This window comes from Pseudomonas sp. DW-iso17 (genome assembly GCF_058725345.1).
Genome location: NZ_JBZXEA010000045.1, coordinates 84,332 through 108,393 on the forward strand (window position 1 = coordinate 84,332; position 24,062 = coordinate 108,393).

Annotated in this window: 24 protein-coding genes; 14 read left to right on the forward strand and 10 right to left on the reverse strand. The window is 61.7% G+C overall.

All coding sequences use genetic code 11. The features are described 5' to 3' along the window. Positions 1-137 precede the first annotated feature (137 nt). Complete coding sequence (gene hrpB, locus AC4PS6_RS24100) at positions 138-2,645, forward strand: ATP-dependent helicase HrpB (RefSeq protein ID WP_336827050.1); 2,508 nt, start codon at positions 138-140, stop codon at positions 2,643-2,645. Between the two features lie 122 nt (positions 2,646-2,767). Here the strand turns inward: hrpB and AC4PS6_RS24105 are convergent, their stop codons facing one another. Then, positions 2,768-3,856 carry an endonuclease/exonuclease/phosphatase family protein gene (locus tag AC4PS6_RS24105; RefSeq protein WP_122300812.1) on the reverse strand — a complete coding sequence of 363 codons (1,089 nt, stop codon included), beginning with the start codon at positions 3,854-3,856 and terminating at the stop codon, positions 2,768-2,770. Positions 3,857-3,897: 41 nt separating this feature from the next. Beyond that, complete coding sequence (locus AC4PS6_RS24110) at positions 3,898-4,557, reverse strand: DUF7847 domain-containing protein (protein ID WP_336827049.1); 660 nt, start codon at positions 4,555-4,557, stop codon at positions 3,898-3,900. Between the two features lie 182 nt (positions 4,558-4,739). Here AC4PS6_RS24110 and AC4PS6_RS24115 point away from each other — a divergent pair, with 182 nt between their 5' ends. The 3 genes from AC4PS6_RS24115 to AC4PS6_RS24125 all read left to right on the forward strand — a co-directional run bounded on the left by AC4PS6_RS24115 (position 4,740) and on the right by AC4PS6_RS24125 (position 6,694). Beyond that, positions 4,740-5,462 carry a DUF2076 domain-containing protein gene (locus AC4PS6_RS24115; protein WP_336827048.1) on the forward strand — a complete coding sequence of 241 codons (723 nt, stop codon included), beginning with the start codon at positions 4,740-4,742 and terminating at the stop codon, positions 5,460-5,462. Between the two features lie 118 nt (positions 5,463-5,580). Continuing rightward, on the forward strand, positions 5,581-6,057 hold the full coding sequence (locus tag AC4PS6_RS24120; protein ID WP_003194396.1) for a LabA-like NYN domain-containing protein: 477 nt from the start codon (positions 5,581-5,583) through the stop codon (positions 6,055-6,057). Between the two features lie 25 nt (positions 6,058-6,082). Beyond that, on the forward strand, positions 6,083-6,694 hold the full coding sequence (locus AC4PS6_RS24125) for a 3'-5' exonuclease (RefSeq protein WP_014720051.1): 612 nt from the start codon (positions 6,083-6,085) through the stop codon (positions 6,692-6,694). 327 nt (positions 6,695-7,021) lie between these two features. On the opposite strand, the gene AC4PS6_RS24130 is transcribed toward AC4PS6_RS24125, so the two are convergent. Beyond that, a complete protein-coding gene (locus AC4PS6_RS24130) occupies positions 7,022-7,333 on the reverse strand; it encodes a DUF6124 family protein (RefSeq protein WP_014720050.1) in 312 nt (103 codons plus the stop codon). A 474-nt stretch (positions 7,334-7,807) separates the two neighbouring features. Here AC4PS6_RS24130 and AC4PS6_RS24135 point away from each other — a divergent pair, with 474 nt between their 5' ends. Together AC4PS6_RS24135 and AC4PS6_RS24140 are read left to right on the forward strand one after the other, a co-directional pair. Next, entirely contained in the window at positions 7,808-8,374 is a 567-nt protein-coding gene (locus AC4PS6_RS24135; RefSeq protein ID WP_032873225.1) for a hypothetical protein, read from the forward strand. Beyond that, positions 8,364-8,630 (forward strand): acyl carrier protein, encoded by a 267-nt coding sequence (locus AC4PS6_RS24140; RefSeq protein ID WP_019818047.1) that lies wholly within the window; start codon positions 8,364-8,366, stop codon positions 8,628-8,630. Before AC4PS6_RS24135 ends, AC4PS6_RS24140 begins: the two co-directional genes overlap by 11 nt. A gap of 179 nt (positions 8,631-8,809) precedes the next feature. Here AC4PS6_RS24140 and AC4PS6_RS24145 read toward each other — a convergent pair whose 3' ends face one another. After that, on the reverse strand, positions 8,810-9,271 hold the full coding sequence (locus tag AC4PS6_RS24145) for an Lrp/AsnC family transcriptional regulator (protein WP_014720049.1): 462 nt from the start codon (positions 9,269-9,271) through the stop codon (positions 8,810-8,812). A gap of 160 nt (positions 9,272-9,431) precedes the next feature. Here AC4PS6_RS24145 and yedA point away from each other — a divergent pair, with 160 nt between their 5' ends. Together yedA and rhlE1 are read left to right on the forward strand one after the other, a co-directional pair. Further along, on the forward strand, positions 9,432-10,328 hold the full coding sequence (gene yedA / locus AC4PS6_RS24150; protein ID WP_073452101.1) for a drug/metabolite exporter YedA: 897 nt from the start codon (positions 9,432-9,434) through the stop codon (positions 10,326-10,328). A 48-nt stretch (positions 10,329-10,376) separates the two neighbouring features. Beyond that, entirely contained in the window at positions 10,377-11,711 is a 1,335-nt protein-coding gene (gene rhlE1, locus AC4PS6_RS24155) for an RNA helicase RhlE1 (RefSeq protein WP_014720047.1), read from the forward strand. Positions 11,712-11,824: 113 nt separating this feature from the next. Here the strand turns inward: rhlE1 and AC4PS6_RS24160 are convergent, their stop codons facing one another. Both AC4PS6_RS24160 and AC4PS6_RS24165 read right to left on the reverse strand, forming a co-directional pair. Beyond that, on the reverse strand, positions 11,825-13,051 hold the full coding sequence (locus AC4PS6_RS24160) for a TIGR03862 family flavoprotein (RefSeq protein WP_336827046.1): 1,227 nt from the start codon (positions 13,049-13,051) through the stop codon (positions 11,825-11,827). A 171-nt stretch (positions 13,052-13,222) separates the two neighbouring features. Further along, a complete protein-coding gene (locus tag AC4PS6_RS24165; protein ID WP_060767991.1) occupies positions 13,223-14,143 on the reverse strand; it encodes a histone deacetylase family protein in 921 nt (306 codons plus the stop codon). 77 nt (positions 14,144-14,220) lie between these two features. Here AC4PS6_RS24165 and AC4PS6_RS24170 point away from each other — a divergent pair, with 77 nt between their 5' ends. The 3 genes from AC4PS6_RS24170 to AC4PS6_RS24180 are packed head-to-tail and all read left to right on the forward strand — an operon-like array spanning position 14,221 to position 16,282. Further along, positions 14,221-14,790 (forward strand): GNAT family N-acetyltransferase, encoded by a 570-nt coding sequence (locus AC4PS6_RS24170; protein ID WP_014720044.1) that lies wholly within the window; start codon positions 14,221-14,223, stop codon positions 14,788-14,790. A gap of 38 nt (positions 14,791-14,828) precedes the next feature. Beyond that, positions 14,829-15,698 (forward strand): acyl-CoA thioesterase II, encoded by an 870-nt coding sequence (tesB, locus tag AC4PS6_RS24175; RefSeq protein WP_038451600.1) that lies wholly within the window; start codon positions 14,829-14,831, stop codon positions 15,696-15,698. Beyond that, on the forward strand, positions 15,695-16,282 hold the full coding sequence (locus tag AC4PS6_RS24180) for an HAD family hydrolase (RefSeq protein ID WP_200583413.1): 588 nt from the start codon (positions 15,695-15,697) through the stop codon (positions 16,280-16,282). The genes tesB and AC4PS6_RS24180 overlap by 4 nt, the downstream gene beginning before the upstream one ends. Positions 16,283-16,414: 132 nt before the next feature. On the opposite strand, the gene AC4PS6_RS24185 is transcribed toward AC4PS6_RS24180, so the two are convergent. Genes AC4PS6_RS24185 through AC4PS6_RS24195 form a run of 3 tightly spaced genes read right to left on the reverse strand, consistent with a single transcriptional unit; the run spans position 16,415 to position 18,736 of the window. Then, complete coding sequence (locus tag AC4PS6_RS24185; RefSeq protein WP_058410083.1) at positions 16,415-17,389, reverse strand: hypothetical protein; 975 nt, start codon at positions 17,387-17,389, stop codon at positions 16,415-16,417. After that, positions 17,390-18,277, reverse strand: a complete 888-nt coding sequence (gene ypfJ / locus AC4PS6_RS24190; RefSeq protein WP_014720040.1) for a KPN_02809 family neutral zinc metallopeptidase — start codon at positions 18,275-18,277, stop codon at positions 17,390-17,392. A 45-nt stretch (positions 18,278-18,322) separates the two neighbouring features. Further along, positions 18,323-18,736 carry a lipoprotein gene (locus tag AC4PS6_RS24195; RefSeq protein WP_014720039.1) on the reverse strand — a complete coding sequence of 138 codons (414 nt, stop codon included), beginning with the start codon at positions 18,734-18,736 and terminating at the stop codon, positions 18,323-18,325. 199 nt (positions 18,737-18,935) lie between these two features. Here AC4PS6_RS24195 and AC4PS6_RS24200 point away from each other — a divergent pair, with 199 nt between their 5' ends. Next, the gene (locus tag AC4PS6_RS24200; RefSeq protein WP_003194370.1) at positions 18,936-19,814 is read left to right on the forward strand and encodes a DMT family transporter; all 879 of its coding nucleotides are present in this window, start codon (positions 18,936-18,938) and stop codon (positions 19,812-19,814) included. Between the two features lies 1 nt (position 19,815). On the opposite strand, the gene AC4PS6_RS24205 is transcribed toward AC4PS6_RS24200, so the two are convergent. Further along, positions 19,816-21,150, reverse strand: a complete 1,335-nt coding sequence (locus tag AC4PS6_RS24205) for an MFS transporter (RefSeq protein ID WP_014720038.1) — start codon at positions 21,148-21,150, stop codon at positions 19,816-19,818. Between the two features lie 226 nt (positions 21,151-21,376). On the opposite strand from AC4PS6_RS24205, the gene quiC reads away from it, so the two are divergent. Together quiC and AC4PS6_RS24215 are read left to right on the forward strand one after the other, a co-directional pair. After that, the gene (quiC, locus tag AC4PS6_RS24210) at positions 21,377-23,278 is read left to right on the forward strand and encodes a 3-dehydroshikimate dehydratase QuiC (protein WP_336827044.1); all 1,902 of its coding nucleotides are present in this window, start codon (positions 21,377-21,379) and stop codon (positions 23,276-23,278) included. A 77-nt stretch (positions 23,279-23,355) separates the two neighbouring features. Next, positions 23,356-24,021: a TetR/AcrR family transcriptional regulator gene (locus tag AC4PS6_RS24215; RefSeq protein WP_014720036.1), complete on the forward strand. Its 666-nt coding sequence runs from the start codon at positions 23,356-23,358 to the stop codon at positions 24,019-24,021. The last annotated feature ends 41 nt before the right edge of the window (positions 24,022-24,062 follow it).

Sequence of the window (24,062 nt, forward strand, 5' to 3'; positions counted from 1 at the left end):
AACTGTCACACCGCTATCGCAGGCAAGCCAGCTCCCACCTTCGACTGCATTCACAGCCCAAAGCGTGGGTGTTTTTAAGACCCGCATCGGCACTCGGCAGTTCGCCGTTATACTCGCCGCTCTGCTTTGGAGCCAGTATGAATTCGTTGCCGATCGATGATGTTTTACCCGCCCTGCGTGACGCCTTGGCGCATCGCCATGAAGCCGTGCTGGAAGCGCCCCCCGGCGCCGGTAAAACCACCCGCGTGCCGTTGGCCTTGTTGCATGAGCCGTGGCTCGCCGGGCAAACCATCCTGATGCTCGAACCCCGGCGCCTGGCTGCCCGTGCTGCTGCCGAGCGGCTGGCCAGTGAACTGGGTGAAAAGGTCGGTGAGACCGTGGGCTACCGCATTCGGCTGGACAGCAAAGTCGGCCCCAATACGCGTATCGAGGTGGTCACCGAAGGTATCCTCACCCGCCGCCTGCAGGACGACCCGGCGCTGGACGGCGTGGGCTTGTTGATCTTCGACGAATTCCACGAGCGCAGCCTCGATGCCGACCTGGCGCTGGCCCTGAGCCTTAACGGTCGCGAGCTGTTTCGCGACGAGCAGCCGCTGAAGATCCTGCTGATGTCGGCCACCCTCGAAGGGGAGCGCCTGGCGGGCTTGCTGGATGACGCGCCGATCCTGCGCAGTGAAGGGCGCATGTTCCCGGTGCAGATGCGCTGGGGGCGGCCGTACCAGGCCGGGGAGTTTATCGAGCCGCGCGTGGTGCAAACTACCCTCGAAGCCCTGCATGACGAGCCCGGCAGTGTGCTGGTATTTCTGCCGGGGCAGGCGGAGATTCGCCGGGTCAACCAGCAACTGACTGAGGCCTTGGGTGATCGCCCTGATGTACTGTTATGCCCGTTGCACGGTGAGCTGGACCTCAACGCCCAGCGCGCCGCCATCGACCCGGCGCCGGCCGGCAAGCGCAAAGTGGTGCTGGCCACCAACATCGCCGAGACCAGCCTGACCATCAACGGCGTACGCGTTGTGATCGACGCCGGGCTGGCGCGGGTGCCGCGTTTCGACCCCGGCAGCGGCATGACCCGCCTCGACACCCAGCGCATCTCCCGCGCCAGCGCCACCCAGCGCGCCGGCCGGGCAGGGCGGTTGGAGCCGGGGGTGTGTTACCGGTTGTGGTCCGAAGACCAGCACGACGGTCTGGCCGCTTATGGCAGCGCGGAAATCCTCGCCGCTGACCTGGCAGGGCTGGCCTTGCAACTGGCCCGTTGGGGTGTGAAGCCCAACCAGTTGGTGTGGCTGGACGTACCACCGACTGCCGCGTATGCCCAGGCCCAAGATCTGTTGCAACGCCTCGGTGCATTGGACGAAGAAAACCTCACTGCCCATGGCCAGAAGATGGCCGAGTTGCCGGCTCACCCGCGTATCGCCCATCTGTTATTACGTGGCCAGGACCTGGGCCTCGCCGCCACCGCCTGCGACGTGGCAGCCTTGTTGGGCGAACGCGACATCTTGCGCGGCGGCGGTGCCGATTTGCACAGCCGCCTGGCGCTGATGTCCGGTGAAGAACGTGCGCGCGGCACCCAGGGGGGCGTGCAGCGCGCCAAGCAACTGGCCCGGCAATACCGTGGCTACCTGCGCGGCAAGGCGACCCTGCCGGTGGACAACCCCGACCACCCGCGCTGGCTCGGCGCCTTGCTGGCATTGGCCTACCCGGACCGCGTCGCCCAGCAACGGCGCCCTGGTGGCGCTGAATATCGTCTGGCCAATGGCCGAGCAGCGCTGTTTGCCGAAGCCGACAGCCTGATGAAACAACCCTGGCTGGTGATCGCCGACCTGGGCAGCCGCCAGGGCCAGCGTGAAGAGCGCATCTACCTGGCGGCGGATTTTGCCCCGGCGCTGTTCGACACGGTGCTGGCCGAGCAAGTGCGCAACGTCGACCAACTCGACTGGGACGAGCGCGAAGGCGTCTTGCGTGCCGAGCGCCAACGCAAAGTCGGTGAACTGGTGCTCAGCCGCGAACCCCTGACCGGCCTCGACGAATCCGCTCGCAGCCAGGCGCTGGTCAACCTGGTGCGCCGCAAAGGCCTGGAACTGCTGCCCTGGACCCCGGAACTGCGTCAGTGGCAAGCCCGTGTGATGCTGCTGCGCCAACTGGATGCCGGCAACACCAGCGAGTGGCCCGACATCAGTGACAAGGCCCTGCTCGCGGGCCTGGAGCACTGGCTGATGCCTTACCTGGGCAAGGTCTCGCGCCTCAGCCATTTCGCCAACCTGGATATTTCCAGCTACCTGCACAACCTGCTGCCATGGCCCTTGCCCCAACGCCTGGAAGAGCTGGCGCCGCAGCATGTGAAAGTGCCTTCAGGGTCATCGGTACGCCTGGACTACAGCGAACAGCCGCCGATCCTGGCGGTGCGCTTGCAGGAATTGTTCGGGTTGGCAGACACCCCGCGCATTGCCGGTGGGCGCCTGGCCGTGAAGCTGCACCTGCTGTCCCCGGCGCGGCGACCGGTGCAGGTCACGCAGGACCTGGCGAACTTTTGGCGCAGTACCTATGCCGAGGTGAAGAAGGATTTGAAAGGGCGCTACCCCAAGCATTACTGGCCGGATGACCCGTTGGTGGCCGAAGCGACGGCCCGGATCAAGCCGCGTAAGTAGGCGCGATGCAGTTCAAATGTGGGAGCTGGCTTGCCTGCGATCGCATCGCTGCGGTGTCACTGAAAGACCGCATCGGCGGCATCGCAGGCAAGCCAGCTCCCACAAAAGATTAAGGGTGTGGGTTATTGCGCGGCAGGCAGCAGGAAGCGGGCGATAACCGGGAGATGGTTGGAAATGCGCAATGTGTCCTCCTGCCTCACCTTCGCCTCCACCCGCTTGATGCGCGGGCTGTAGAACAGATAATCCAAGGTGCGATCCGGCCCGTCCAGGCTCGGGTCATTGGGGAAGTGCGTCAGCCATTTTTCTCGATCAATCCCGCTGGACTCGCTGTTACGCGGGATCATCGGGTACTTGTCCCACAGCAGGTGCAACTCGCTGTCCGGCGCATACTGCCCACGCTTAGCCGCGTCCAGGCGCAGGTATTGGCCCAGTGGCAGCAGATTGAAATCCCCGCCGATCAACCAGGGCGTGCCCCGGCCTTCGAACTTGTCCAGCAGCTTGGCCGTGGCTTGCACTTGTTGTTGCGCTGCCGAGCGGCCAGGTGCGCCGCCGTCCAGGCGTGTATTGAGCACCGCCAGTTGGCCGCCATCGCTCAAGGGCAGGTAAGTCAGTAGCAACGCAGGTTTAGGTTGGAACTGCCGGCTGATGAAGTTGGTTTCGGCGGCCGGCAGTTGCAGGCGCTCGGCGTGTTCGATCTGATAGCGGCTGAGCGTAGCGAGCTTGCGCCCGACACTGCCGAAGATATGCAGGCTGGGCACAAAGTCGGCCTTCCAGTCGAACGCCTGGGCGCTGCAGGGGTAGAGGTCCACCAGACGCTCCTGCAACAGCGCAAGCTGGTCCTGATAATGGGAAGGCTTGGCGCCTTCGTCGACTTCCTGCAACAGCAGGATGTCGGGTTGTTCGTCGCGAATCACCCGCGCCACTTCGTCGAGGCTAAAGGCCATGTCTTCGACGGTGGGGCGATCGTCTGGCCCGCTGCCGTCCGGGGTGTCGTACCAGAACACGTAGTTCTTGCCGGCCAGGTATTGCACATTCCAGGTCATGACCTTGAGCGCCTGCCCCGGCAACAGTGTCGGCGCACGGGGTGCCACGCAGCTGACGGGCAGGGTCTCTTTGTCGGCAGGGCGCCAGGTCAGGCTGTAGATCAGCGCGGCCAGCAGGCCGGCGATGATCAACAGGCTCAACAGGGTGATGCGCAATAAACGGGTCATCGGCTCGGCTTATATGCGTGTCAGAAGAGCCACGGAGCATATCACCGCACGTCGGCGTCGCCACCGATCAGCATGAATAAACGGAACAGCACCACGCTGGTGAACAGTTGCAGGAAGCTGTGGGCACTGTCCATCAACAGCCCCAGCAGCGGCGCGGGCTCGGGATACGCCGCCACGCTGGCACCCTTGAGCAGCCACAACGGCGTCATCACGCACAGCAGGCATACCAGGATCCGCCAGAAATGCCCGCGGGTCAGGCGAAAGCTTTCCTTCATCGCCGCCAGCGCCGGCATGCCGCGCAATACCAGCAGGTATTCGGCAAACGCCAGCACCACCATCAGCCACAAGCCCGGCAGAAAATACAGCGACAGCCCCAGCAGAATCAGCAAGGTGCTCATCGCCGTCAGCAGGGCGAAACGCGGCCACAGGCTCAGGGCCATGGCCCATACATCCTTGGTACGCGGCGACTCGCCCCGGGTGCGGGCGTCGAGAAACAGGATCAGGGCGCCGGTGTACAGCGGGTACACCAATAAACCCACGACCACGCTGTAGCCGGGAAACGCATCCGGGCCCAGCGTGTGGTCCAGCACCAGTTGCAGCAAGGCTTCGAGGATCACCAATGGCAGGCACAGCTGGACGATGGCGCCCAGGTTGCGCTGGGTAAAGCGGAAGGAGTCGCGCAAAACGTCTAACGGATTCATCAGGGTCATCACAGGCCTGGAAGCAGAGGGCGACACTTTAACCGATCAGGCTCAAAGGGGCGCAAACGTAAACCTTGAGTAAAGACCATTGAAACAACTCGTAACATCCCCATAACTGGAAAGCCCCCAGCCTGATCACAGGCGGGACCGGAATTTTTTATCGGCAATCTAACGAGGTCGCCATGAACAGCGAAGAGCAAACCCTGATCGATGGACTGTTTTCACGGTTGCAGCAAGCCGAAACGGACTCAGCCCCCCGCGACGCCCAGGCCGAAGCGCGGATCAAGGAGCATATGGCTCGCCAACCCGCCGTCGGCTACTACATGACCCAGTCGATTCTGGTGCAGGAACATGCGCTGCAGAGTCTCGATGCGCAAAACAAGCAACAGGCCCAACAGATCCAGCAATTGCAGGACGAGCTGCAACGGGCCAAAGCCACGCAACCGGCGCCGGCCAGCGGTGGTGGGTTCCTGTCGAGCATCTTTGGCGGCGGCTCCCGTGAGCCACAGCCTGCGCCGAGCAACTCAGGTGGCGGCTGGCGTGAGCCGGCGCGGCCCGCTTTTGGCCAGCCAGCGCCGCAACAGAACTATCAACAGCCGCAAGCACCGGTCGCCGCGCCAGCCGGCAGTGGCTTCCTCGGTGGTGCCATGAAGACCGCCGCAGGCGTGGCCGGCGGTGTGTTGCTGGCCGAAGGGATCAGCAGCCTGTTCCATCACAACGCGCAGCCCCAGGTGGTAGAAGAAATCATCGAACAACCGGCACCGGCCAGTGACCAGGGCAACTGGGGCAACGATGACCAGAAGTTTGCCGGCAATGACAGCTGGGGCAGCAACTCTGACAACTTCGCCGACAGCGATTATTCCGACGATTCCTCATCCTTTGGCGACGACGATTCCTTCGTCTGACACACCACGCCGGGGCGCTGCGGCGCTCCGGTCTGATTTTTTCCCGGAAACGCTCCCTTGGCTGGCATACTGGCGCCCTTTCCGGGCGCTGGCGCCTGGCTGTCCATGAGGAAGTGCGGTGAAAAAAATTGCAGTGTTCGCCGATGTGCAAAACCTCTACTACACCGTGCGCCAGGCCTATGGTTGCCACTTCAACTACGCCGCCCTGTGGGCTGACATCAGCGCGCGCGGGCAGATTGTCGAGGCGTACGCCTATGCCATCGACCGCGGCGACAGCAAGCAGCAGCAGTTCCAGCAGATCCTGCGCAACCTGGGCTTTACGGTAAAACTCAAGCCGTACATCCAGCGCAGCGACGGCTCGGCCAAGGGCGACTGGGACGTGGGCATCACGCTGGACATCATGGACGCCGCCGACCATGTCGACGAAGTCGTGCTGGCCTCCGGTGACGGTGATTTCGACATGCTGCTCGAGCGCATTATCCACAAGCATGGCGTGCGGGCCGTGGCCTACGGCGTGCCGGGGCTGACGGCCAACTCATTGATACGCGCCGCCAGCCACTATGTGCCGATCGAAGGCGCGTTGTTGCTCAAATAGATCGTAGAACGGAGTTGGAACAGGTTTGGAACGTATAGCGGTCATCGACTTTGAAACCACCGGCATCACCCCCAGCAGCCACTGCCGGGCCACGGAGATTGGCGTGGTCATCCTTGAGCGCGGGCAAATCGTGGACCGCTACCAGAGCCTGATGAATGCTGGCGTGCGCATACCGGCGTTTATCGAACAGCTCACCGGCATCAGCAACGCCATGCTGCGCAGCGCGCCCCCGGCTGAGCGGGTGATGAACGAGGTCAATGAGTTCGTCGGCACCACGCCCTTGATGGCGCACAACGCCGCGTTCGACCAGAAGTTCTGGGACTTTGAGCTCGGCCTGATCCGCCGCACCCGCCTGCAGAAATTTGCCTGCTCCCTGCTCCTGGCCCGTCGCCTGATGCCCGCGGCGCCCAACCACAAGCTCGGCACCCTCAACACCTACGCCAAACTGCCCCACACCGGCCAGGCTCACCGGGCGCTGGCGGACGCGGAAATGGCCGCTAACCTCACCGCGCACCTGGCCCGGGAACTGCGCCAGACTCACGGCCTGCGGGAGCTGTCCCATGACCTGTTGTGCACCTTGCAGAAAGTGCCGGCGGCGAAGATCAATGAGCACCTGAAGAAACATCGCGGGTTTTAAGGCCTGGCGCTGATCGTCCCCACGCTCCGCGTGGGCATGCATCTGGTGACGCTCCGCGTCACGACTTTAAGAGCGGACGCAGAGCGTCCAGGGCGGCATTCCCACGCAGAGCGTGGGAACGATCAGCAAGTCGCTAAATAAGTTGACTGACACACCGCCTTCGCGAGCAAAACATCGCGGGTTCTGATCCAGCCACCCCTCTCAAGAACACTGAAGTTCCAATGTGGGAGCTGGCTTGCCTGCGATAGCGGTGTATCAGCCAGCCATTTATTGCCTGACCCTCCGCTATCGCGGGCAAGCCCGCTCCCACAGGGGGTTATGCGTCGACTATCGAGGCTGTGCGCACTCCAGCGCCTGGTCCACCACCCCCTTCGCCATCTCCACCAAATGCATCACCGCCCGCTGCGGCGCCTTCATCACCTCACCCGACGCATTCGCTGTCTCCACCGCGCAGTGCAACAACTCCGCCGCATGGGCCAGGGCGTCTTCGAAGCTCAGGTTGTCATTGAGGATAAAGATCGGCGCATCCGGGGCGGATGCCTTGAGGTAGTAGTCGATGGCACGACGGTGGAGCAGGGCGTCTTCGCTGAGGAAGTCGGTTTTGGGCTGGGGTGGATCGGGGGTGACTTTTTTGACCATGGTGAAACTCCTTGCTGGAAGAAGTCGACACCGTTCGCTTGCACGCGAATTAGGGTGGCAACTGTGCGTAGGTGTGCAAGACCGGGGCAAGGATCCAAACCCAGCAGGCCCGAAGGCCTCCCACGCACAGCCGCCATAACAGGCATATTGGCTGTAGGTTTATTTATGATCTTGCTTGCCATCGGACTTGCACGTCCGGTCACCGAACATTCGATGACAGAGCGAGACTAGCTACCGAATCCGACGGAAACAAGGCCGTGGGATTCTCTCGGAAACGTCCCGCAAATGAAAGGGATCGGTCGTGCTGGCCAATGAAATACGGGGGGGTGAGGTCTCTTTCACCTGAGCGCTGAATGGTCGGTAGGCCAAATCCGGCTATGACCTAGGACCTTTCTGGTTTTCCTCTTTACTCCTCTATCGCGTCTTACTGCGACCTACCATCCCGTCTGTCACTCATGCACAGGGATTACAGTCATGCAGGAAAGCGATCTTCATACAGCGATTATGCGAAGCAAGTTGGAACTTGAATCAAATGGCATTGATCTGGGCTCCAGTTCAAGCATGGCGTTTCATGTGGGCAACACGATGACAAGCTGCCCGGCAGTCATGGTGTTGCCGAGTTCGCCAGGTTGGAGTCATGGCCCTCATTACCAGTTACTCAAGCCGATTCACGCTGACCCCGCTGTGCCGGATACGACGTTTGATGAACTCTGGAAATGTACACAGCAACACTACGGCCTCACGGCAGCCACCGTGATCACTGGCGCGGCGGGCATACCGATAAGCAAAATTGCGGTGGGTGCTTGGGTTCACGTCGGCTCCAGCAAAACCACGAACCTGGCTAGCCTGATCGGCATGCGCTTTTTCCCTCGTACATTGATCAGGCAACCCACCATGGCCAGAATGGCAAAGGCAACGTTTGGCACGGTTCGGGTATTTGGCATCATCGGGCGAGGCATACCCTTCGTTGCTGCCGGGCTTGCAGTCTTTGACCTAGTCAGTATTGGTAAGTGTGCCTATGAGGCGAGAAATGGAAGGTAGCCTGACCAGAGCCGACATCAGCGAAAAAGTGATCCAGCTATTCGTCGATATCATCGGCTTTATCGACCGAAGCGATGTGACGGAGCAAACCGATTTCATCCATGACTTCGACATCATTGATGACGATCTGACGTGCTTTGTCATGCAGATCAAGTGGCAGTTCAAGTTGCAAGCGACGCAGGAGGATTGGGATCACATCACGACCATCGAGCAGATAGTCGATCTGATCGTCCAGCGCAGATCGAGCCCTTTGTAGGAGCGAGCTTGCTCGCGAAGAACGCCAACGGTGACGCTGGCGTCCTGAATGCACGCGGCGCCCTCGGGTTTTTCGCGAGCAAGCTCGCTCCTACAGGGGGCGCGGCGGGCAACCGGTGAGGCCACTGGCGCCATCGCAGGCAAGCCAGCTCCCACAGTTGACCGCGTCGCTTGGGCAGATCAGCCAGCATTTTTGCCATTGGCTTCCAATTGCCCCAACGGCACCCGCCGCTCTATGGCGCTGGACAAAATAATCGAGGTCTTGCTGAAGCCGAACTTCGCTACCCGATTAATCAGGTTTTCCAGCTCGGGCATCGAGCCCACCGCCGCTTGCATGATCACGCACGGGTCGCCGGTGACCCGGTGGCATTCGGTCAGTTCGGGTATTTCCGCCAGGGCGTCGTAAACCTTTTGGCTGCCATGGTTGGTCAGTCGCAGTTCAATCACGCATTGAATCGGCAAACCCACTTTGGATAAATCCACCTTGGCCTGGTACCCGGTGATCACGCCGCTGGCCTCAAGCTTGGCCACGCGTTCGGCCACGGCGGGTGCGGAGAGGTTCACGGTGCGCGCCAGTTGCGCGTAGGAAGCACGGCCATCTTCAAGCAGGGCGCTGAGGAGCATGCGGTCGTATTTGTCCATGATAAGGCTCCGGTTGCGCATGGCTTTCGAAAGCACGGTTTATAGCCTTGATAACCATGGTTTGAGAAGTGTATTGGCGTTTTAAACAGGTTTTGTAACTTAAGTTTATCCACCTTCGTTTCTAGAATAAGTCTCCCATTTCCTGCCATAGAGCCGCCCAATGCCTGGCCCACGTCGCTTTCCCTTACCGTTGATCGCCGCCTTTTTTGCGTTGTATGTGATCTGGGGTTCCACCTACCTGGTGATCCGCATTGGCGTGGAGTACTGGCCGCCGCTGTTGCTGGCGGGGATTCGGTTTTGCACGGCGGGCGCGTTGATGTACGGCTTTCTGAGGTGGCGCGGGGTGCCGGCGCCGACCTGGCCGCAGTGGAAGGCGGCCGGGATGATCGGCATTTTGTTGCTCACCGTGGGCAATGGTGGCGTGAGTGTGGCCGAACATATGGGCGTGTCGTCCGGCGTGGCCGCGCTGGCGGTGGCGACGGTGCCGCTGTTTACCTTGCTGTGTGGGTTTTTCTGGGGCGCACGTAACACACGGTTGGAATGGGCCGGGGTGCTGCTGGGGATCATTGGCATTGCCATGCTCAACATGGGCAGTACCTTGCAGTCGAGCCCACTGGGCGCGGTGTTGCTGTTGATGGCGGCGGCGTCCTGGGCCTTCGGCTCGGTGTGGAGTCGCCACTTGCCGCTGCCCCAAGGCGCCATGGCCAGCGCCGCGGAAATGCTCGTGGCCGGTATGGCGCTGCTGATCGTCAGCGCGCTGTCCGGCGAGCACCTGCAGGCCATGCCGCCGCTGGAAGGCTGGCTGGCCCTGGCGTACCTCACGGTGTTCGGCTCGATCATCGCCTTCAACGCTTATATGTACCTGCTCAAGCACGTACGCCCGGCGGCGGCGACCAGCTACGCCTATGTGAACCCGGCCGTGGCCGTGTTACTGGGGATTGTGTTCGTCGGTGAGAGCATCGGCCTGGAAGAAGCCTTGGCAATGCTGGTGATCATCAGCGCGGTGTTGCTGATCAGCCTGCCCCAATGGCGCAAGCCCAAACCGGAAATAAGGTAAACTGCCGCGCATTACGCCCTTGCGCTGAATTTTTCCTACGGTAACTACATGACTTTCGCCACCCTTGGCCTGATCGAACCCTTGCTGCGCGCCCTTGAGACGCTTGGCTACCAGACCCCGACGCCGGTGCAGGCCCAAGCCATTCCGGCCGTGCTGGCCGGTCGCGACCTGATGGCCGCAGCCCAGACCGGCACCGGCAAGACCGCAGGTTTCGCCTTGCCGCTGCTGCAACTGCTGACCCTGGAAGGGCCGAAAGTCGCCGCCAACTCGGCGCGTGCGCTGATCCTGTGCCCCACTCGCGAGCTGGCTGAGCAGGTTCACGCCAGCGTTGCCGAGTACGCCCAGCACCTGCCGCTGACCACTTACGCGGTGTACGGCGGCGTGAGTATCAACCCGCAGATGATGAAGCTGCGCAAGGGTGTGGATATTTTGGTCGCCACCCCTGGCCGCCTGATCGACCTGTTCCGCCAGAACGCGTTGAAGCTCAACCAGCTGCAAACCCTGGTGCTGGATGAAGCCGACCGTATGCTCGACCTGGGCTTCTCCGAAGAGCTTGCCAACATTTATCGCATGCTGCCGAAAAAGCGCCAGACCCTGCTGTTCTCCGCGACCTTCTCCGATGACATCCGCCTGCTGGCCGGGCAGATGCTCAACGACCCGCTGAGCATTGAAGTCAGCCCCCGCAACGTTGCCGCCAACACCGTCAAGCAGTGGGTTGTGCCGGTGGACAAGAAGCGCAAGCCGGAGCTGTTTGTGCACCTGATGCGCAAGGGCCGTTGGAAGCAAGTGCTGGTCTTCGCCAAGACCCGCAACGGCGTGGATGCGCTGGTGGACAAGTTGCAGGGCCTGGGGATCAACGCCGACGGCATCCATGGCGACAAACCCCAAGCCACCCGCCAACGCGCACTGGACCGCTTCAAGGCCAGCGAAGTGCAAATCCTGGTGGCCACCGATGTGGCGGCCCGTGGCCTGGATATCGAAGACCTGCCGCTGGTGGTCAACTTCGACCTGCCCATCGTGGCCGAAGACTACATCCACCGTATCGGCCGTACCGGGCGTGCGGGCAACACCGGTGAGGCGATTTCCCTGGTGTGTGCCGACGAGGTGAACATGCTCTCGGCGATCGAGATGCTGACCCGTCAGACCCTCACCCGCAAGATGGAACCGGATTTCGAGCCGGAGCACCGCGTGCCGGACACCGATGCCAGCGGGCAGGTGGTGAAGAAACCGAAAAAGCCGAAGAAGCCTAAGGCGTCCGGCGGTGGCGGCAAGCGCAACCTGGGCAAGTGGGTGGACAGTGGGGAAGTGGCGCCGGCCGAGCCTTCGATCAAGCCGGTGCGCAAGGTGCCGGTGTTTAATACCGGGCCGCGTAAGAAGAAGTGATTGATCGTTCCCACGCTCCGCGTGGGAACGCATCCTGTGACGCTCTGCGTCACGAACCTAAAGCGGGACGCAGAGCGTCCCTGGCGGCATCCCCACGCAGAGCGTGGGAACGATCAGCGTTGGAGCCACTCCAACATCCCCAGCCCAGCCGTCCGGCCACTGGCAAAACAGCCGGTCAGCAAATACCCACCGGTCGGCGCCTCCCAATCCAGCATTTCCCCCGCACAAAACACGCCAGGCAACGGCTTGAGCATCAACCGCTCATCCAGCGCTTCAAACGGCACACCACCGGCCGTGCTGATCGCCTCATCCATCGGCCGCGTCCTCACCAGCGTCAGCAGCAGCGCCTTGATATCCACCGCCAATTGCGCCGGATCGGTGAAGTGTTCAGCGGGCGTCAGCTCGCGCAACAACGCCGCTTTCACGCCATCCAATCCCAACTGACTGTGCAAATGCTTGCTCATCGAACGCGAGCCACGGGGCTTGGCCAGTGCGGCCTGCACCTTGTCCAGCGGCTTGCTGGGCAGCAAATCGATATGCACCGTGGCCGCACCGTCGCGGTTGATCGCTTCGCGAATCGGCGCCGACAAGGCGTAAATCAAACTGCCTTCAATGCCGGTGGCAGTGATCACGCATTCGCCCAACCGAGGCTTGTCATCCCCCAGGCCAATGGCGACGTTTTTCAACGGTGCGCCCGCGAATTTGCTGACCATCAACGCGCTCCATGCCGACACTTCAAACCCGCAGTTGCTCGGTTGCAGTCGCACATAGGGCAGGCCTTTGCCTTCAAACAGGTTGAGCCATGCACCGTCGGAGCCCAATCGCGACCAGCTGCCGCCGCCCAGGGCCAGCAGCACAGCGTCGCTGTGGACAACTTTTTCGCCGTCCGGGCTGTGGATAAGTAAATCGCCCTCAGCATTCCAACCCGTCCACCGATGCCGGGTGTGGATAACCACACCTTGCTCCCGCAGACGCTTGAGCCAGGCGCGCAACAGTGGCGCGGCTTTCATATCGGTGGGAAATACGCGGCCGGAGGTGCCAACAAGGGTTTGAATACCCAGGCCATGGATCCATTCGCACAACGCCTCGGCACCAAAGCTGCGCAGCAACGGCGCCATGTGCGGCGCGCGTTCAGCGTAGCGCGACAGGAACGCCGGGTACGCCTCGGAGTGGGTGATGTTCATGCCGCCCACGCCGGCCAGCAGGAACTTGCGCCCCACTGAAGGCATGCCGTCGTACAGATCCACGCGCACGCCCGCCTGGCTCAAGACTTCGGCGGCCATCAGCCCGGCGGGGCCGCCGCCGATAATGGAGACGTGGTGGGCAGAAGTCTGAGGCATGGGAAGGGCTACGGTGATGTGAATAGGCCGAGCATTCTACCCGACCATGACGCCGCTGCCTGATCAAAAAACGTACACTTTCCTACAGGCCATGCGGCTACTCGCTTGCAGCCGCTTACGCTCAAGTTATCCACAGGCCGTTCCACAGGCATTGTGGGTAACGCCCACAGCTCAATGACAGCCTGATGACGTCCACACCCGCTGCGCGCTGTGGTGCAGGATGCCGTGGCGGCGGGCGAGGGCGGGGCGGTCCTTGCTGTAACCGCCGCCGATCACGCCCATCACCGGTATGTCGCGGCCCAGGCAGTGGCGCATCACGCTTTCATCACGGGCGGCGACGCCTGCATCTGTCAGCTTGAGGTAACCAAGGGCGTCGTCCTTATGCACATCCACGCCGGCGTCGTACAGCACCAGGTCCGGCTGGTAGAGCGGCAGCAGGTAGTTGAGCGCGTCATCCACCACCTTGAGGTAGTCGGCATCGCCCATGCCCATGGGCAGCGGGATGTCCCAGTCGCTCTGGGCCTTGCGTGCCGGGAAGTTCTTTTCGCAGTGCAGCGACACGGTGATGGCGTCCGGCGTGTCGTGCAGGATGCGTGCGGTGCCGTCGCCCTGGTGCACGTCGCAATCGAAGATCAGCACGCGATTGACCCGGCCGCTGGCCAACAGGTAATGGCTGATCACCGCCAGGTCATTAAAAATGCAGAAACCCGCCGGATAATCGTAATGGGCATGGTGGGTGCCACCGGCCAAATGGCAGGCCAGGCCATGTTCGAGGGCTTGTTCGGCGGCCAGGATCGAGCCGCCCACCGCGCGCACCGTGCGCCGGGCCAGGGCTTCGCTCCACGGCAGGCCGAGGCGGCGTTGGTCTTCGCGGGACAGTTCGCCGCTCATGTAGCGTTCGATATACCCAGGTTCATGGGCCAGGGCCAAAATGTCTGCCGGGCACAGCGGCGGGCGCAGCAATTGGCTGTCTTCGGTCAGGCCGCTGTCCACCAGGTGGTCACGCAACAGGCGAAACTTGTCCATGGGGAACCGGTGGTCCGCCGGGAACTCAGGGCTGTAGTCTTCGTGGTAGATCAATGGCAAGGGCATGGGATTTTCTGACGGGAACCTGCGACGAATCTTAACAGCGCTGTACACTCACGCACATGGCAAGGCAGGGGGGACCCATGGAGCCGATACTGGAATTGGAAAGTGCACGCTTGGTGCTGCGCCAATGGCGCGACAGCGACCTGCCGGACTTTGCGCGCATGTGCGCCGACCCGCAGGTGATGCGCTACTTTCCGGCTCAATTGAGCCACTTGGAAAGCGCCGCGCTTATCGGCCGGATTCGCGGGCATTTTGCTGAATATGGCTTTGGTTTTTGGGCCTTGCAGCGCAAGGACACGGGCGAATTTATCGGCCTGACCGGGCTTGCGAATGTCAGCTTTGAAGCCGGCTTTACCCCGGCGGTGGAAATCGGCTGGCGCCTGGCCCGCGAACATTGGGGCCTGGGTTATGCCAGTGAGGCCGCCTGGACAGCGTTGCGCTGTGGTTTTGACCGCTTGCAACTGGACGAAATCCTGGCCTTCACCACCGAGAGCAATCTGCCCTCACAAAAAGTCATGCAGGCCATCGGTATGCATTACGATCCGCAGGCAGATTTTGAACACCCGAAAGTCGCAGCCGGTGACCCGCTGCGACCGCATGTTTTGTACCGCATCACCCGCGCCCAATGGTTGGACACGCTGCACGGATAAGCAGCCCGGAATGCCCTATTGATTGTAGGAGTTGCTCTATGAGCCAAGTATTGGAAGATCTGGTGGACTTGCTGACCCTGGAGCCGATCGAGGAGAACCTCTTTCGCGGCCGCAGCCAGGACCTGGGCTTTCGCCAGCTGTTCGGCGGCCAAGTGCTCGGCCAGTCGCTGTCGGCGGCCAGCCAGACCGTAGAAGAAGCGCGGCATGTACATTCCCTGCACGGTTATTTCCTGCGCCCTGGCGATGCCGCGTTGCCGGTGGTGTATTCGGTGGACCGCGTGCGCGATGGTGGCAGTTTCAGCACGCGTCGTGTCACCGCGATTCAAAAGGGCAATCCGATCTTCACCTGCACGACCTCGTTCCAGTACGACGAACAAGGCTTCCAGCACCAGACCACCATGCCGGTGGTAGTGGGCCCGGAAAACCTGCCGTCGGAGCTGGAGCTGACCCAGCAACGTGCGCACCTGATCCCCGAGCACATGCGCGACAAGCTGCTGTGCCCCAAGCCCATCGAAGTGCGCCCGGTCACCGAAAAAGACCCGTTCAACCCGCAGCCGTCCGACCCGGTCAAGTACGTGTGGTTTCGTGCCGACGGTGCCTTGGCGGACACACCGGCGTTGCATAAATACCTGTTGGCCTATGCCTCGGACTTTGGCCTGCTGACCACCTCGCTGCTGCCCCATGGCAAGACCGTGTGGCAGAAAGACATGCAGGTCGCCAGCCTCGATCACGCGCTGTGGTTCCACGCCGACCTGCGTGCCGATGACTGGTTGTTGTACGCCATGGACAGCCCGTGGGCTGGCAACTCCAGGGGGTTCTCCCGGGGCAGCGTGTACAACCGCGCCGGGCAACTGGTGGCGTCGGTGACCCAGGAAGGTTTGATCCGCCATCGCAAGGATTGGGCATGAGCCTCGGCGACGTTAGGCACTGGGTGTTCGACATGGACGGCACCCTCACGGTGGCCGTGCATGATTTTGCCGCTATCCGCGTGGCGCTGGACATTCCACCTGAAGACGACATCCTCACGCACCTGGCGGCCTTGCCGGCGCCGGTTGCAGCCGCCAAGCACGCCTGGTTGCTGGAGCACGAGCGCGAGCTGGCCCTGGGTTCGGTGGCGGCGCAAGGCGCGGTGGAATTGGTACGCGAATTGGCCGGGCGCGGTTATCGCTTGGGGATCCTGACCCGCAATGCGCGGGAGCTGGCCCATATCACCCTGGAGGCGATAGGCCTGGCGGACTGCTTTGCCATTGAGGATGTGCTGGGGCGCGATGATGCGCCGCACAAGCCGGATCCCGGTGGGTTGCTGAAACTGGCGGCGGCTTGGGACGTAGCACCCCGCGACATGGTGATGGTCGGGGATTACCGCTTTGACCTGGATTGTGGTCGGGCAGCGGGCACCAGGACGGTGTTGGTGAACTTGCCGGAGAACCCTTGGCCGGAATTGGCGGATTGGCATGCCGAGGATTGTGCGGCGCTGCGCCGAATGATCTAAGCCGGGCGACAGAGAGCAAATGTGGGAGCTGGCTTGCCTGCGATAGCGGTGGGTCAGCTGACACTTTATCAACTGACAGTCCGTCATCGCAGGCAAGCCAGCTCCCACATTTTGATGGGGTTCCTTCAGGTGCTACTGGGCGAACAGTACCTTTTCTCCCTCTGGCGAGGTAAACATTTTGTCCCCGTCATGTCCCACCCCCGGCACTTCTACCAGCCGGTGGCCCAACTGCGGATGCCGCTGCTTGAGGTAGTCAAAATAGTTGTGGCCACGCATCAGCCGATACGCACCCTGGGTTTCGGCTTCGCAGCTTTTATCCAATGCCGGGTGGTTGGGGTCGGTGTCCTGCTGGCCCAACAGGTAAGTGATGTCGCGTGAGACGTAGTCTTGTTCCAGTTGCTGGGCACCTCGGCCCCCCACGTAATCCGGCAGGTTTTGCATGCCGTACTTCCAGTCGTTAAAGCCTGGGCAATTGGCGATGTCGAACGTCACCGGGCGCTGCGGGCTGAAGTACGCATAGGACGACGGGTTAGCCACCACATACCGCAGGCGGATGCCCTCGGAGTTCAGCAACGGGTGGTCGTGGCCGGTGAGGGCGAAGCGCTGCACCACTTGGCCGCCACCGGAATGCCCTGCGACCACGATTTCTTTCAACGCCGGGAACAGTTTGTGGTTGCCCAAGTGCTTGATGATCTGGTCCAGAGCGCCATAAGAGCTGATCTGCCCTGGGCCGGTGGACGCTTCGCCGGCCATCCAGTCGTTACCCGTCCAACGCACCACCTCGTGGCCCAGGTGATTGCGCTTCACGTCGGCTTGATTGAGAAACTGCGGCGCGATCACCAGCGTAGTACCGCCCACCCCGGCATGCTCGGCGGCGTCGATGCCGCTTTGCAGGTAGGTTTGTGCATTGCGCAGGCGGCCATGCACGATGATCAATGCGCGTGTGACCTTGGGCAGTGGTTCGCGCCAATCCTGGCTCAGGCCCAGGCTGAGGTCGCCGGCCTCCAGATGAAAGCGATCGGGGCTGACCACCTTGACGCCGTGTTCGGCTGCGAAGGTGCAACAGGACACGAGCACACCCAGCAGTAACCCCCATCGTTTGATCATTTAGAGACTCTTGGCCGCGAAGGTATCGCATTGAGTGATCTGGCCCTGGGCGAAGCCGGTCTTGAACCAGCGCACGCGCTGGGCCGAGGTGCCGTGGGTGAACGAGTCTGGTACCACGCGCCCCTGGCCTTGTTGCTGCAAGCGGTCATCGCCGATGGCATTGGCTGCGTTCAGGGCTTCTTCGATATCGCCGGGTTCCAGCCAGTTCAGACGTTTTTGCGCATGGTTGGCCCACACGCCGGCAAAGCAGTCGGCTTGCAGCTCCTGGCGAACCAGCAGGCCACCGTCGCCTTCCATCTGCCGGCCCTGTTGGCGCGCCGCCTGGATCTTGGACGAGATGCCCAGCAACGTTTGTACGTGGTGCCCGATTTCGTGGGCGATCACGTAGGCCTGGGCGAAATCACCGGCGGCCTGGAAGCGTTGCGACATTTCCCGGAAGAAATCCAGGTCCAGGTACACCTGCTGGTCAGCCGGGCAGTAGAACGGGCCGCTGGCCGAGGTGGCGCCACCACAGGCTGAGTTCACCCGGCCACGGAACAGGATCAGTTTCGGGTTCTTATAGGCCAGCCCATTTTCCTGGAACACTTGGCCCCAGGTGTCTTCGGTATCGCCCAGCACAGCGCGCACAAAGTCGGCTTGCTCATCGTTGGCTGGCGGCGCTTGACGCGGCTGGGTACTGACCGATGGCGCCTGTTCCATCTGGCCGGTCAATTGACCAAGAATCTGCATCGGGTCCTGGCCGGTCAGCCAGCCAATGCCAACGATCAGCACGATGGCCGTGAGGCTCAGGCCCTTGCCGCCGCCGAAGCGCATACCGCCACCGCCGCCACCACTGTCGTTACGGGCATCCACCACGTTGTCGCTGCGTCGGCCTTTTTTCCATAGCATGGGAGCAATCCTCTGTGTGCAAACCGTGATTGATTATGGTCGGTATTAACGGCAATAGCCTTCGCCAGTGGCGACGATCAGGCAGTCTTTTTTATCTGCCAGCCATTTCAAGCCGGTGGCGGCGCCGTCGCCAGCGCGCAACAACTGCGGGCCGTCGGGGCGGATGAAGGCGATGCCGTCTTCGGTGGCCTCACCTTTGAAGGTGCCGGCGTCATCGGCGTCGAGGCCGTATTGCATGGTCAGCAGGTAGTGGCCACGGCCAATGCTGTCGTCCTTGGCGATGGTCAGGTGCAAGCCTTCGACACCGACCCACTTGCCTACCCATTTATCGGTCGGCGGAGTCTCGGGCACCAGGGTCGCTTGCACGGAAGCCGGCGCGGGCTTGGGGGCTTCTTTCGGGGTTTTATCGCAGGCGGCGAGCAGGGCGAGGGCAGACAGGGCAAAGAGGATTTTTTTCATAGCGGCAAGGCCTTGGTTAAATAGTGTGCAACGCCGGGGCGAGCGTGCAGCGTTGGACTCGGATCCATCGATTTAGTGCGCTGTTCGCCCAGTGTTTGGTTATGCTCTTGGGGCAGACTCCGGCCCGGCTGCTAGATTACCGGGTTGAGCGCGACTTGGTTCAGCGCTCAGCGTCCCGCTCGCCACACAAGAGAATTCAATGACTGTCAGTACCCCGCTCTCCGGCGTCAACCATCCGTTCAAAGGCATCCTGCTGATTGTGCTGGCGACGTTCCTGTTCTCCAGCCACGACGCCTTGTCCAAATACCTGGCCGGGTTTTACCCGATCGTGATGGTGGTGTGGGCGCGGTACATGGTCCACACCTTGCTGATGGCCGGGATCTTCCTGCCGCAATCGGGCCTGCGCGTGTTGCGCAGCAAGCGGCCGGGCATGCAGGTGGTGCGCGCGTTATGCCTGTTGGGCACCAGCCTGTTCTTCACCACAGCGCTGCATTACATCCCGTTGGCCGAAGCTACAGCGGTGAACTTCCTGGCGCCGATCCTGGTGACGGCGCTGTCGGTGCCGTTGCTCGGTGAGCACGTGACCCGAGGCCAGTGGCTAGCGGTGATCTGCGGGTTTATCGGCGTGGTGATCATTATCCACCCCGGCGGCGAGCTGTTTACCCCGGCGGTGTTGCTGCCGCTGTGTTCGGCGCTGTTCTTCTGCTTCTACCAGTTGCTCACGCGCATCCTCAGCCAATACGACAGCCCGACCACCAGCAACTTCTTCGCCGGCCTGTGCAACACCTTGGTGATGAGTGCAATGGTGCCGTTCTTCTGGCAAGTGCCGACGCTGTGGCATGCGGTGATGATGCTGGCGCTGGGCACCTGCGGGATGACCGCGCACCTGATGCTCACCCAGGCGTTCCGCTTCGCGGCGCCGGCCTTGCTGGCGCCGTTTGGCTATTGCCAGATCGTGTTTGCGGGGTTGTTGGGCTGGCTGGTGTTCAGCCATACCCCCGATATGACCACGGTGGTGGGTATCGGGGTGATCTGCATGAGCGGGTTGGCCGCTGCCTGGCAGCAGCGGCGCAGGTAGATCAAACGTCTACGGTAGGGATCTTGCGCGGCGCCATGAAGTACATCCACACCAGTGCGATGAAGTACATCGCCGGGATCAGGGTGAACAACACCGTGTAGTTGTTGTTGGTCACCGTGAGGATATGGCCGACGATCTGGGTCATGAACATGCCGCCGATGGCCGCGCACATGCCGCCGAAACCGAACACCGTGCTCATCATGTGCTTGGGCGTGTAGTCCATCACCAGGCTCCAGATGTTGGCGGTCCAGGCCTGGTGCGCGCCGATGGCCAGGGAGATGGCAAACACCGCGACCCACAGCTGGCTGGAGCCGGCCGCCATGATGACGCCGACGATGCAGCAGGCGAACAGCAGCATCGACAACAGCCGCGCCTTGATCGAGTTCATCCCACGGCCAATCAGGAATGACGACAGGATCCCGCCCCCGACGCTGCCAAAGTCGGCGGTGAGGTAAATGATGATCAGCGGAATGCCCATCTGGGTCACGTTGATGCCCAGGTTGTATTGCTGATTCAAGAACGGCGGCAGCCAATACAGGTAGAACCAGAACACCGGCGCGGTCAGCGAGTAGGCGAGGGCGAAGGCCCAAGTGCCACGCATGCGCAGGATGCGGCTGAACGGCACGCGGGGTTGTTCGGGTTCGACTTCCTGTTGCACGTAGTCCAATTCGGATTGTTTAACCGTGGGGTGGTCTTCCGGGTTGTAATACTTCAAGCCCCAGAGCACCAGCCAGATACCGCCCAGTGCCGACATGCACAGGAACGCTGCCTGCCAGCCCCACACGTGCAGGATCAACGGCAGCAGCATGGGCGTCATCATCGCGCCGACGTTGGTGCCGGCGTTGAAGATGCCGGTGGCCACTGCACGTTCACCCGCCGGGAACCACAAGCGTGTGGTCTTGACGCAGGCCGGGTAGTTGGCGGCTTCGGTCAGCCCGAGGACAAACCGGCAGACCATAAAGCCGACCGCCGAGGTGGCCAGGCCATGGGCGCCGGTGGCCAGGCTCCACAGCAGCACGGCGCAGAAGAACACGCGCTTGACGCCGACCCGGTCAATCAGGCGGCCTTGCAGCACAAAGCCGATGGCGTAGCCGACCTGGAACCAGAAGTTGATGTTGGCGTAGTCCATCGCCGTCCAGCTCATTTCCTTGGCGAGGATCGGTTGCATCACGCCCAGGGCGGCGCGGTCGATGTAGTTCAAGGTGGTGGCAAAGAACACCAGGGCCAGCATGCCCCAGCGCGTTTTACCCACGGCCAGGGCACCGCGGATCTTGTCGCCGATGCCGGCGTGCGGGTTGCCCGGGCGCGCGGCCAGGGCTGAATTTTGCAGAGGCATGAGGTTTGTACCCGTTTTTTGAAATTCTTATGGTGTGTTCTGGGTCTTTGTTACGTGAGCGAATTACCCGGTCGATGGTGCGCAGTGGTTAAAAAGTCGTCAATTCGCCAAAGGGGCTTAGTGTTCGATAATCGCACCAAAAACTAACCGGTTCGTACATTTTAATTGCTGCCTGTAGGCTGGGGGCGAATAATTTGCCACAAACAACAATTGCCGGGAGTCTTCCATGCAACGTTCTATCGCCACTGTGTCCTTGAGCGGCACCCTGCCGGAAAAACTCGAAGCCATCGCCGCCGCCGGGTTTGATGGGGTGGAGATCTTTGAGAACGACTTGTTGTATTACGACGGCAGCCCTCGGGAAGTTAGGCAGATGTGCGCCGACCTCGGCATCGCCATCACCCTGTTCCAGCCGTTTCGCGACTTCGAAGGCTGCCGCCGTGATCGCCTGGCGCGCAACCTGGAGCGCGCCGAACGCAAATTCGATCTGATGCAAGAGCTAGGCACCGACCTGGTGCTGGTGTGCAGTAACGCCTCGGCCGACAGCGTGGGTGACGAACGCATTCTGCTCGATGACCTGAGCCTGCTGGCCGAACACGCGGGCAAGCGCGGCCTGCGCATCGGCTATGAAGCGTTGGCCTGGGGCAAGCATGTGAACACCTGGCAGCAGGTATGGAACCTGGTGCGCCAGGTCGATCACCCAAGCCTGGGCGTGTTGCTCGACAGCTTCCACACCTTGTCGCTCAAGGGCGACCCGAGTGGCATCGCCCAGATCCCCGGCGACAAGATTTTCTTTGTGCAAATGGCCGACGCGCCGATCCTGGCCATGGATGTGCTGGAGTGGAGCCGGCATTTCCGTTGCTTCCCCGGCCAGGGCGAATTTGACCTGGCGGGCTTTCTCGCGCCGATCATCCAAAGTGGCTACACCGGGCCCTTGTCCCTGGAAATTTTCAACGATGGCTTCCGCGCCGCGCCCACTCGTGCGAATGCGGCAGATGGCTTGCGCTCGTTGCTGTACCTCGAGGAAAAAACCCGCCAGCGCCTGGCGCAAGAGGCACCCGCTGCGCCAGTGGACATCCTGTTTGAAACCCCGGCGGCCAGCGAGTACGACGGGATCGAATTCCTCGAATTTGCCGTGGATGAAAGCCTTGGCGCCAAACTGAGCAATTGGCTGGAACGCCTGGGGTTTGCCAAGGCCGGCCAGCATCGCTCCAAGAATGTGGGCCTGTTGCGCCAGGGCGATATCAATCTGATCCTCAACTGCGAACCCTATTCCTTCGCCCACAACTTTTTCGAGGCCCATGGCCCGTCGCTGTGCGCCACCGCAATTCGGGTCAAGGACAGTGCCAAGGCCCTGGAGCGGGCGGTGGCCTACAAGGGCCAGCCTTATCGCGGCCTGGTCGGCCCCAACGAACTGGAATTGGCCGCCGTGCGTGCACCGGATGGCAGCCTGATTTACCTGGTCGACCCCAGCGAAGGCGGGCTGTACGACACCGATTTCAACCTGCAAACGGCTGCGCCCGCCAGTGGCGGCTTGCTGCGCATCGACCATATGGCCATGGCGCTGCCGGCCGACAGCCTCGACAGTTGGGTGTTGTTCTACAAAAGCCTGCTGGATTTCGAAGCCGATGACGAAGTGGTCCTGCCCGACCCCTACGGCCTGGTGAAAAGCCGTGCATTGCGCAGCCGTTGCAGTTCGATTCGCCTGCCGTTGAATATCTCCGAAAACCGCAACACCGCGATTTCCCACGCGCTCTCCAGCTATCGCGGTTCGGGCGTGCACCACATTGCCTTCGATTGCGCGGATATTTTCGCCGAGGTACGCCGGGCCAAAGAAGCCGGTGTGCCGTTGCTGGATATCCCGCTCAACTATTACGACGACCTGGCGGCACGCTTCGATTTCGACGAGGAGTTCCTCAGTGAGTTGGCGTATTACAACGTGCTGTACGACCGCGACGCCCAGGGCGGTGAGTTGTTTCATGTGTACACCGAGGCGTTCGAGGGGCGGTTTTTCTTCGAGATCATCCAGCGCAAGAATGGCTATGCCGGCTACGGCGCTGCCAACGTCGCGGTGCGTCTGGCGGCGATGGCCAAGTCGCGCAGTGGGGCGGTACGCCAGGCTCGGCTATAACCGCAAGGCAGGTGCTTCCTTCGGGGAGCGCCGCGGCCCATAATCAGCGCCTGCACAACAATGGCCGTGAGCGCACCATGACCTCGAGTCCCGATCTCCCCGCGGTAGCTGATGCACCGCGCAAGAGTCGCAAGAACAATCCGGAAAAGACCCGGGAGAATATTCTCCAGGAAGCCATTGTCGAGTTTGTTCAACAGGGCCTGGCCGGCGCTCGCGTAGACGCCATCGCCGAGCGCATTCACACCTCCAAGCGCATGATCTATTACTACTTCGGCAGCAAGGAGCAGCTATACGTCGAGGTGCTGGAGAAGCTCTACGGTGATATCCGCAACACCGAAACGCGCATGAACCTCACCGCCCTGGAGCCGCGTGAGGCGATTCGCCGGCTGGTGGAATTCACCTTTGATCACCACGACCAGAACGTGGATTTCGTGCGCATCGTCAGCATCGAAAACATCCACAACGCCGAGTACGTCAAACGCACCGAGACCATCAAGGCGATGAACAGCAAAATCCTGGAAGGGTTGGGGGAGACCCTGCGCCGCGGGGCTGAGTTGGGGCTGTTTCGCGAAGGGCTGGAGCCGCTGGATGTGCACTTGCTGATCAACTCGTTCAGTTTCTACCGGGTGTCCAACCGGCACACCTTCAGCGAGATTTTCCAGATCGAACTGTCGGATGAGGCGATCAAGCAGCGCCATCGGGAAATGATTTGCGAGTCGGTGCTGCGCTACCTGCAAGCCTGAGAACTGATCGTTCCCACGCAGAGCGTGGGAACGATCATGAT

Excerpts from the sequence above, each read along its gene's own strand:
- hrpB (WP_336827050.1), top strand. The coding sequence starts at position 138 with ATGAATTCGTTGCCGATCGATGATGTTTTACCCGCCCTGCGTGACGCC.
- AC4PS6_RS24105 (WP_122300812.1), bottom strand. The coding sequence starts at position 3,856 with ATGACCCGTTTATTGCGCATCACCCTGTTGAGCCTGTTGATCATCGCC.
- AC4PS6_RS24110 (WP_336827049.1), bottom strand. The coding sequence starts at position 4,557 with ATGAATCCGTTAGACGTTTTGCGCGACTCCTTCCGCTTTACCCAGCGC.
- AC4PS6_RS24115 (WP_336827048.1), top strand. The coding sequence starts at position 4,740 with ATGAACAGCGAAGAGCAAACCCTGATCGATGGACTGTTTTCACGGTTG.
- AC4PS6_RS24130 (WP_014720050.1), bottom strand. The coding sequence starts at position 7,333 with ATGGTCAAAAAAGTCACCCCCGATCCACCCCAGCCCAAAACCGACTTC.
- AC4PS6_RS24135 (WP_032873225.1), top strand. The coding sequence starts at position 7,808 with ATGCAGGAAAGCGATCTTCATACAGCGATTATGCGAAGCAAGTTGGAA.
- AC4PS6_RS24140 (WP_019818047.1), top strand. The coding sequence starts at position 8,364 with ATGGAAGGTAGCCTGACCAGAGCCGACATCAGCGAAAAAGTGATCCAG.
- AC4PS6_RS24145 (WP_014720049.1), bottom strand. The coding sequence starts at position 9,271 with ATGGACAAATACGACCGCATGCTCCTCAGCGCCCTGCTTGAAGATGGC.
- yedA (WP_073452101.1), top strand. The coding sequence starts at position 9,432 with ATGCCTGGCCCACGTCGCTTTCCCTTACCGTTGATCGCCGCCTTTTTT.
- rhlE1 (WP_014720047.1), top strand. The coding sequence starts at position 10,377 with ATGACTTTCGCCACCCTTGGCCTGATCGAACCCTTGCTGCGCGCCCTT.
- AC4PS6_RS24160 (WP_336827046.1), bottom strand. The coding sequence starts at position 13,051 with ATGCCTCAGACTTCTGCCCACCACGTCTCCATTATCGGCGGCGGCCCC.
- AC4PS6_RS24165 (WP_060767991.1), bottom strand. The coding sequence starts at position 14,143 with ATGCCCTTGCCATTGATCTACCACGAAGACTACAGCCCTGAGTTCCCG.
- AC4PS6_RS24170 (WP_014720044.1), top strand. The coding sequence starts at position 14,221 with ATGGAGCCGATACTGGAATTGGAAAGTGCACGCTTGGTGCTGCGCCAA.
- tesB (WP_038451600.1), top strand. The coding sequence starts at position 14,829 with ATGAGCCAAGTATTGGAAGATCTGGTGGACTTGCTGACCCTGGAGCCG.
- AC4PS6_RS24180 (WP_200583413.1), top strand. The coding sequence starts at position 15,695 with ATGAGCCTCGGCGACGTTAGGCACTGGGTGTTCGACATGGACGGCACC.
- AC4PS6_RS24185 (WP_058410083.1), bottom strand. The coding sequence starts at position 17,389 with ATGATCAAACGATGGGGGTTACTGCTGGGTGTGCTCGTGTCCTGTTGC.
- ypfJ (WP_014720040.1), bottom strand. The coding sequence starts at position 18,277 with ATGCTATGGAAAAAAGGCCGACGCAGCGACAACGTGGTGGATGCCCGT.
- AC4PS6_RS24195 (WP_014720039.1), bottom strand. The coding sequence starts at position 18,736 with ATGAAAAAAATCCTCTTTGCCCTGTCTGCCCTCGCCCTGCTCGCCGCC.
- AC4PS6_RS24200 (WP_003194370.1), top strand. The coding sequence starts at position 18,936 with ATGACTGTCAGTACCCCGCTCTCCGGCGTCAACCATCCGTTCAAAGGC.
- AC4PS6_RS24205 (WP_014720038.1), bottom strand. The coding sequence starts at position 21,150 with ATGCCTCTGCAAAATTCAGCCCTGGCCGCGCGCCCGGGCAACCCGCAC.
- quiC (WP_336827044.1), top strand. The coding sequence starts at position 21,377 with ATGCAACGTTCTATCGCCACTGTGTCCTTGAGCGGCACCCTGCCGGAA.
- AC4PS6_RS24215 (WP_014720036.1), top strand. The coding sequence starts at position 23,356 with ATGACCTCGAGTCCCGATCTCCCCGCGGTAGCTGATGCACCGCGCAAG.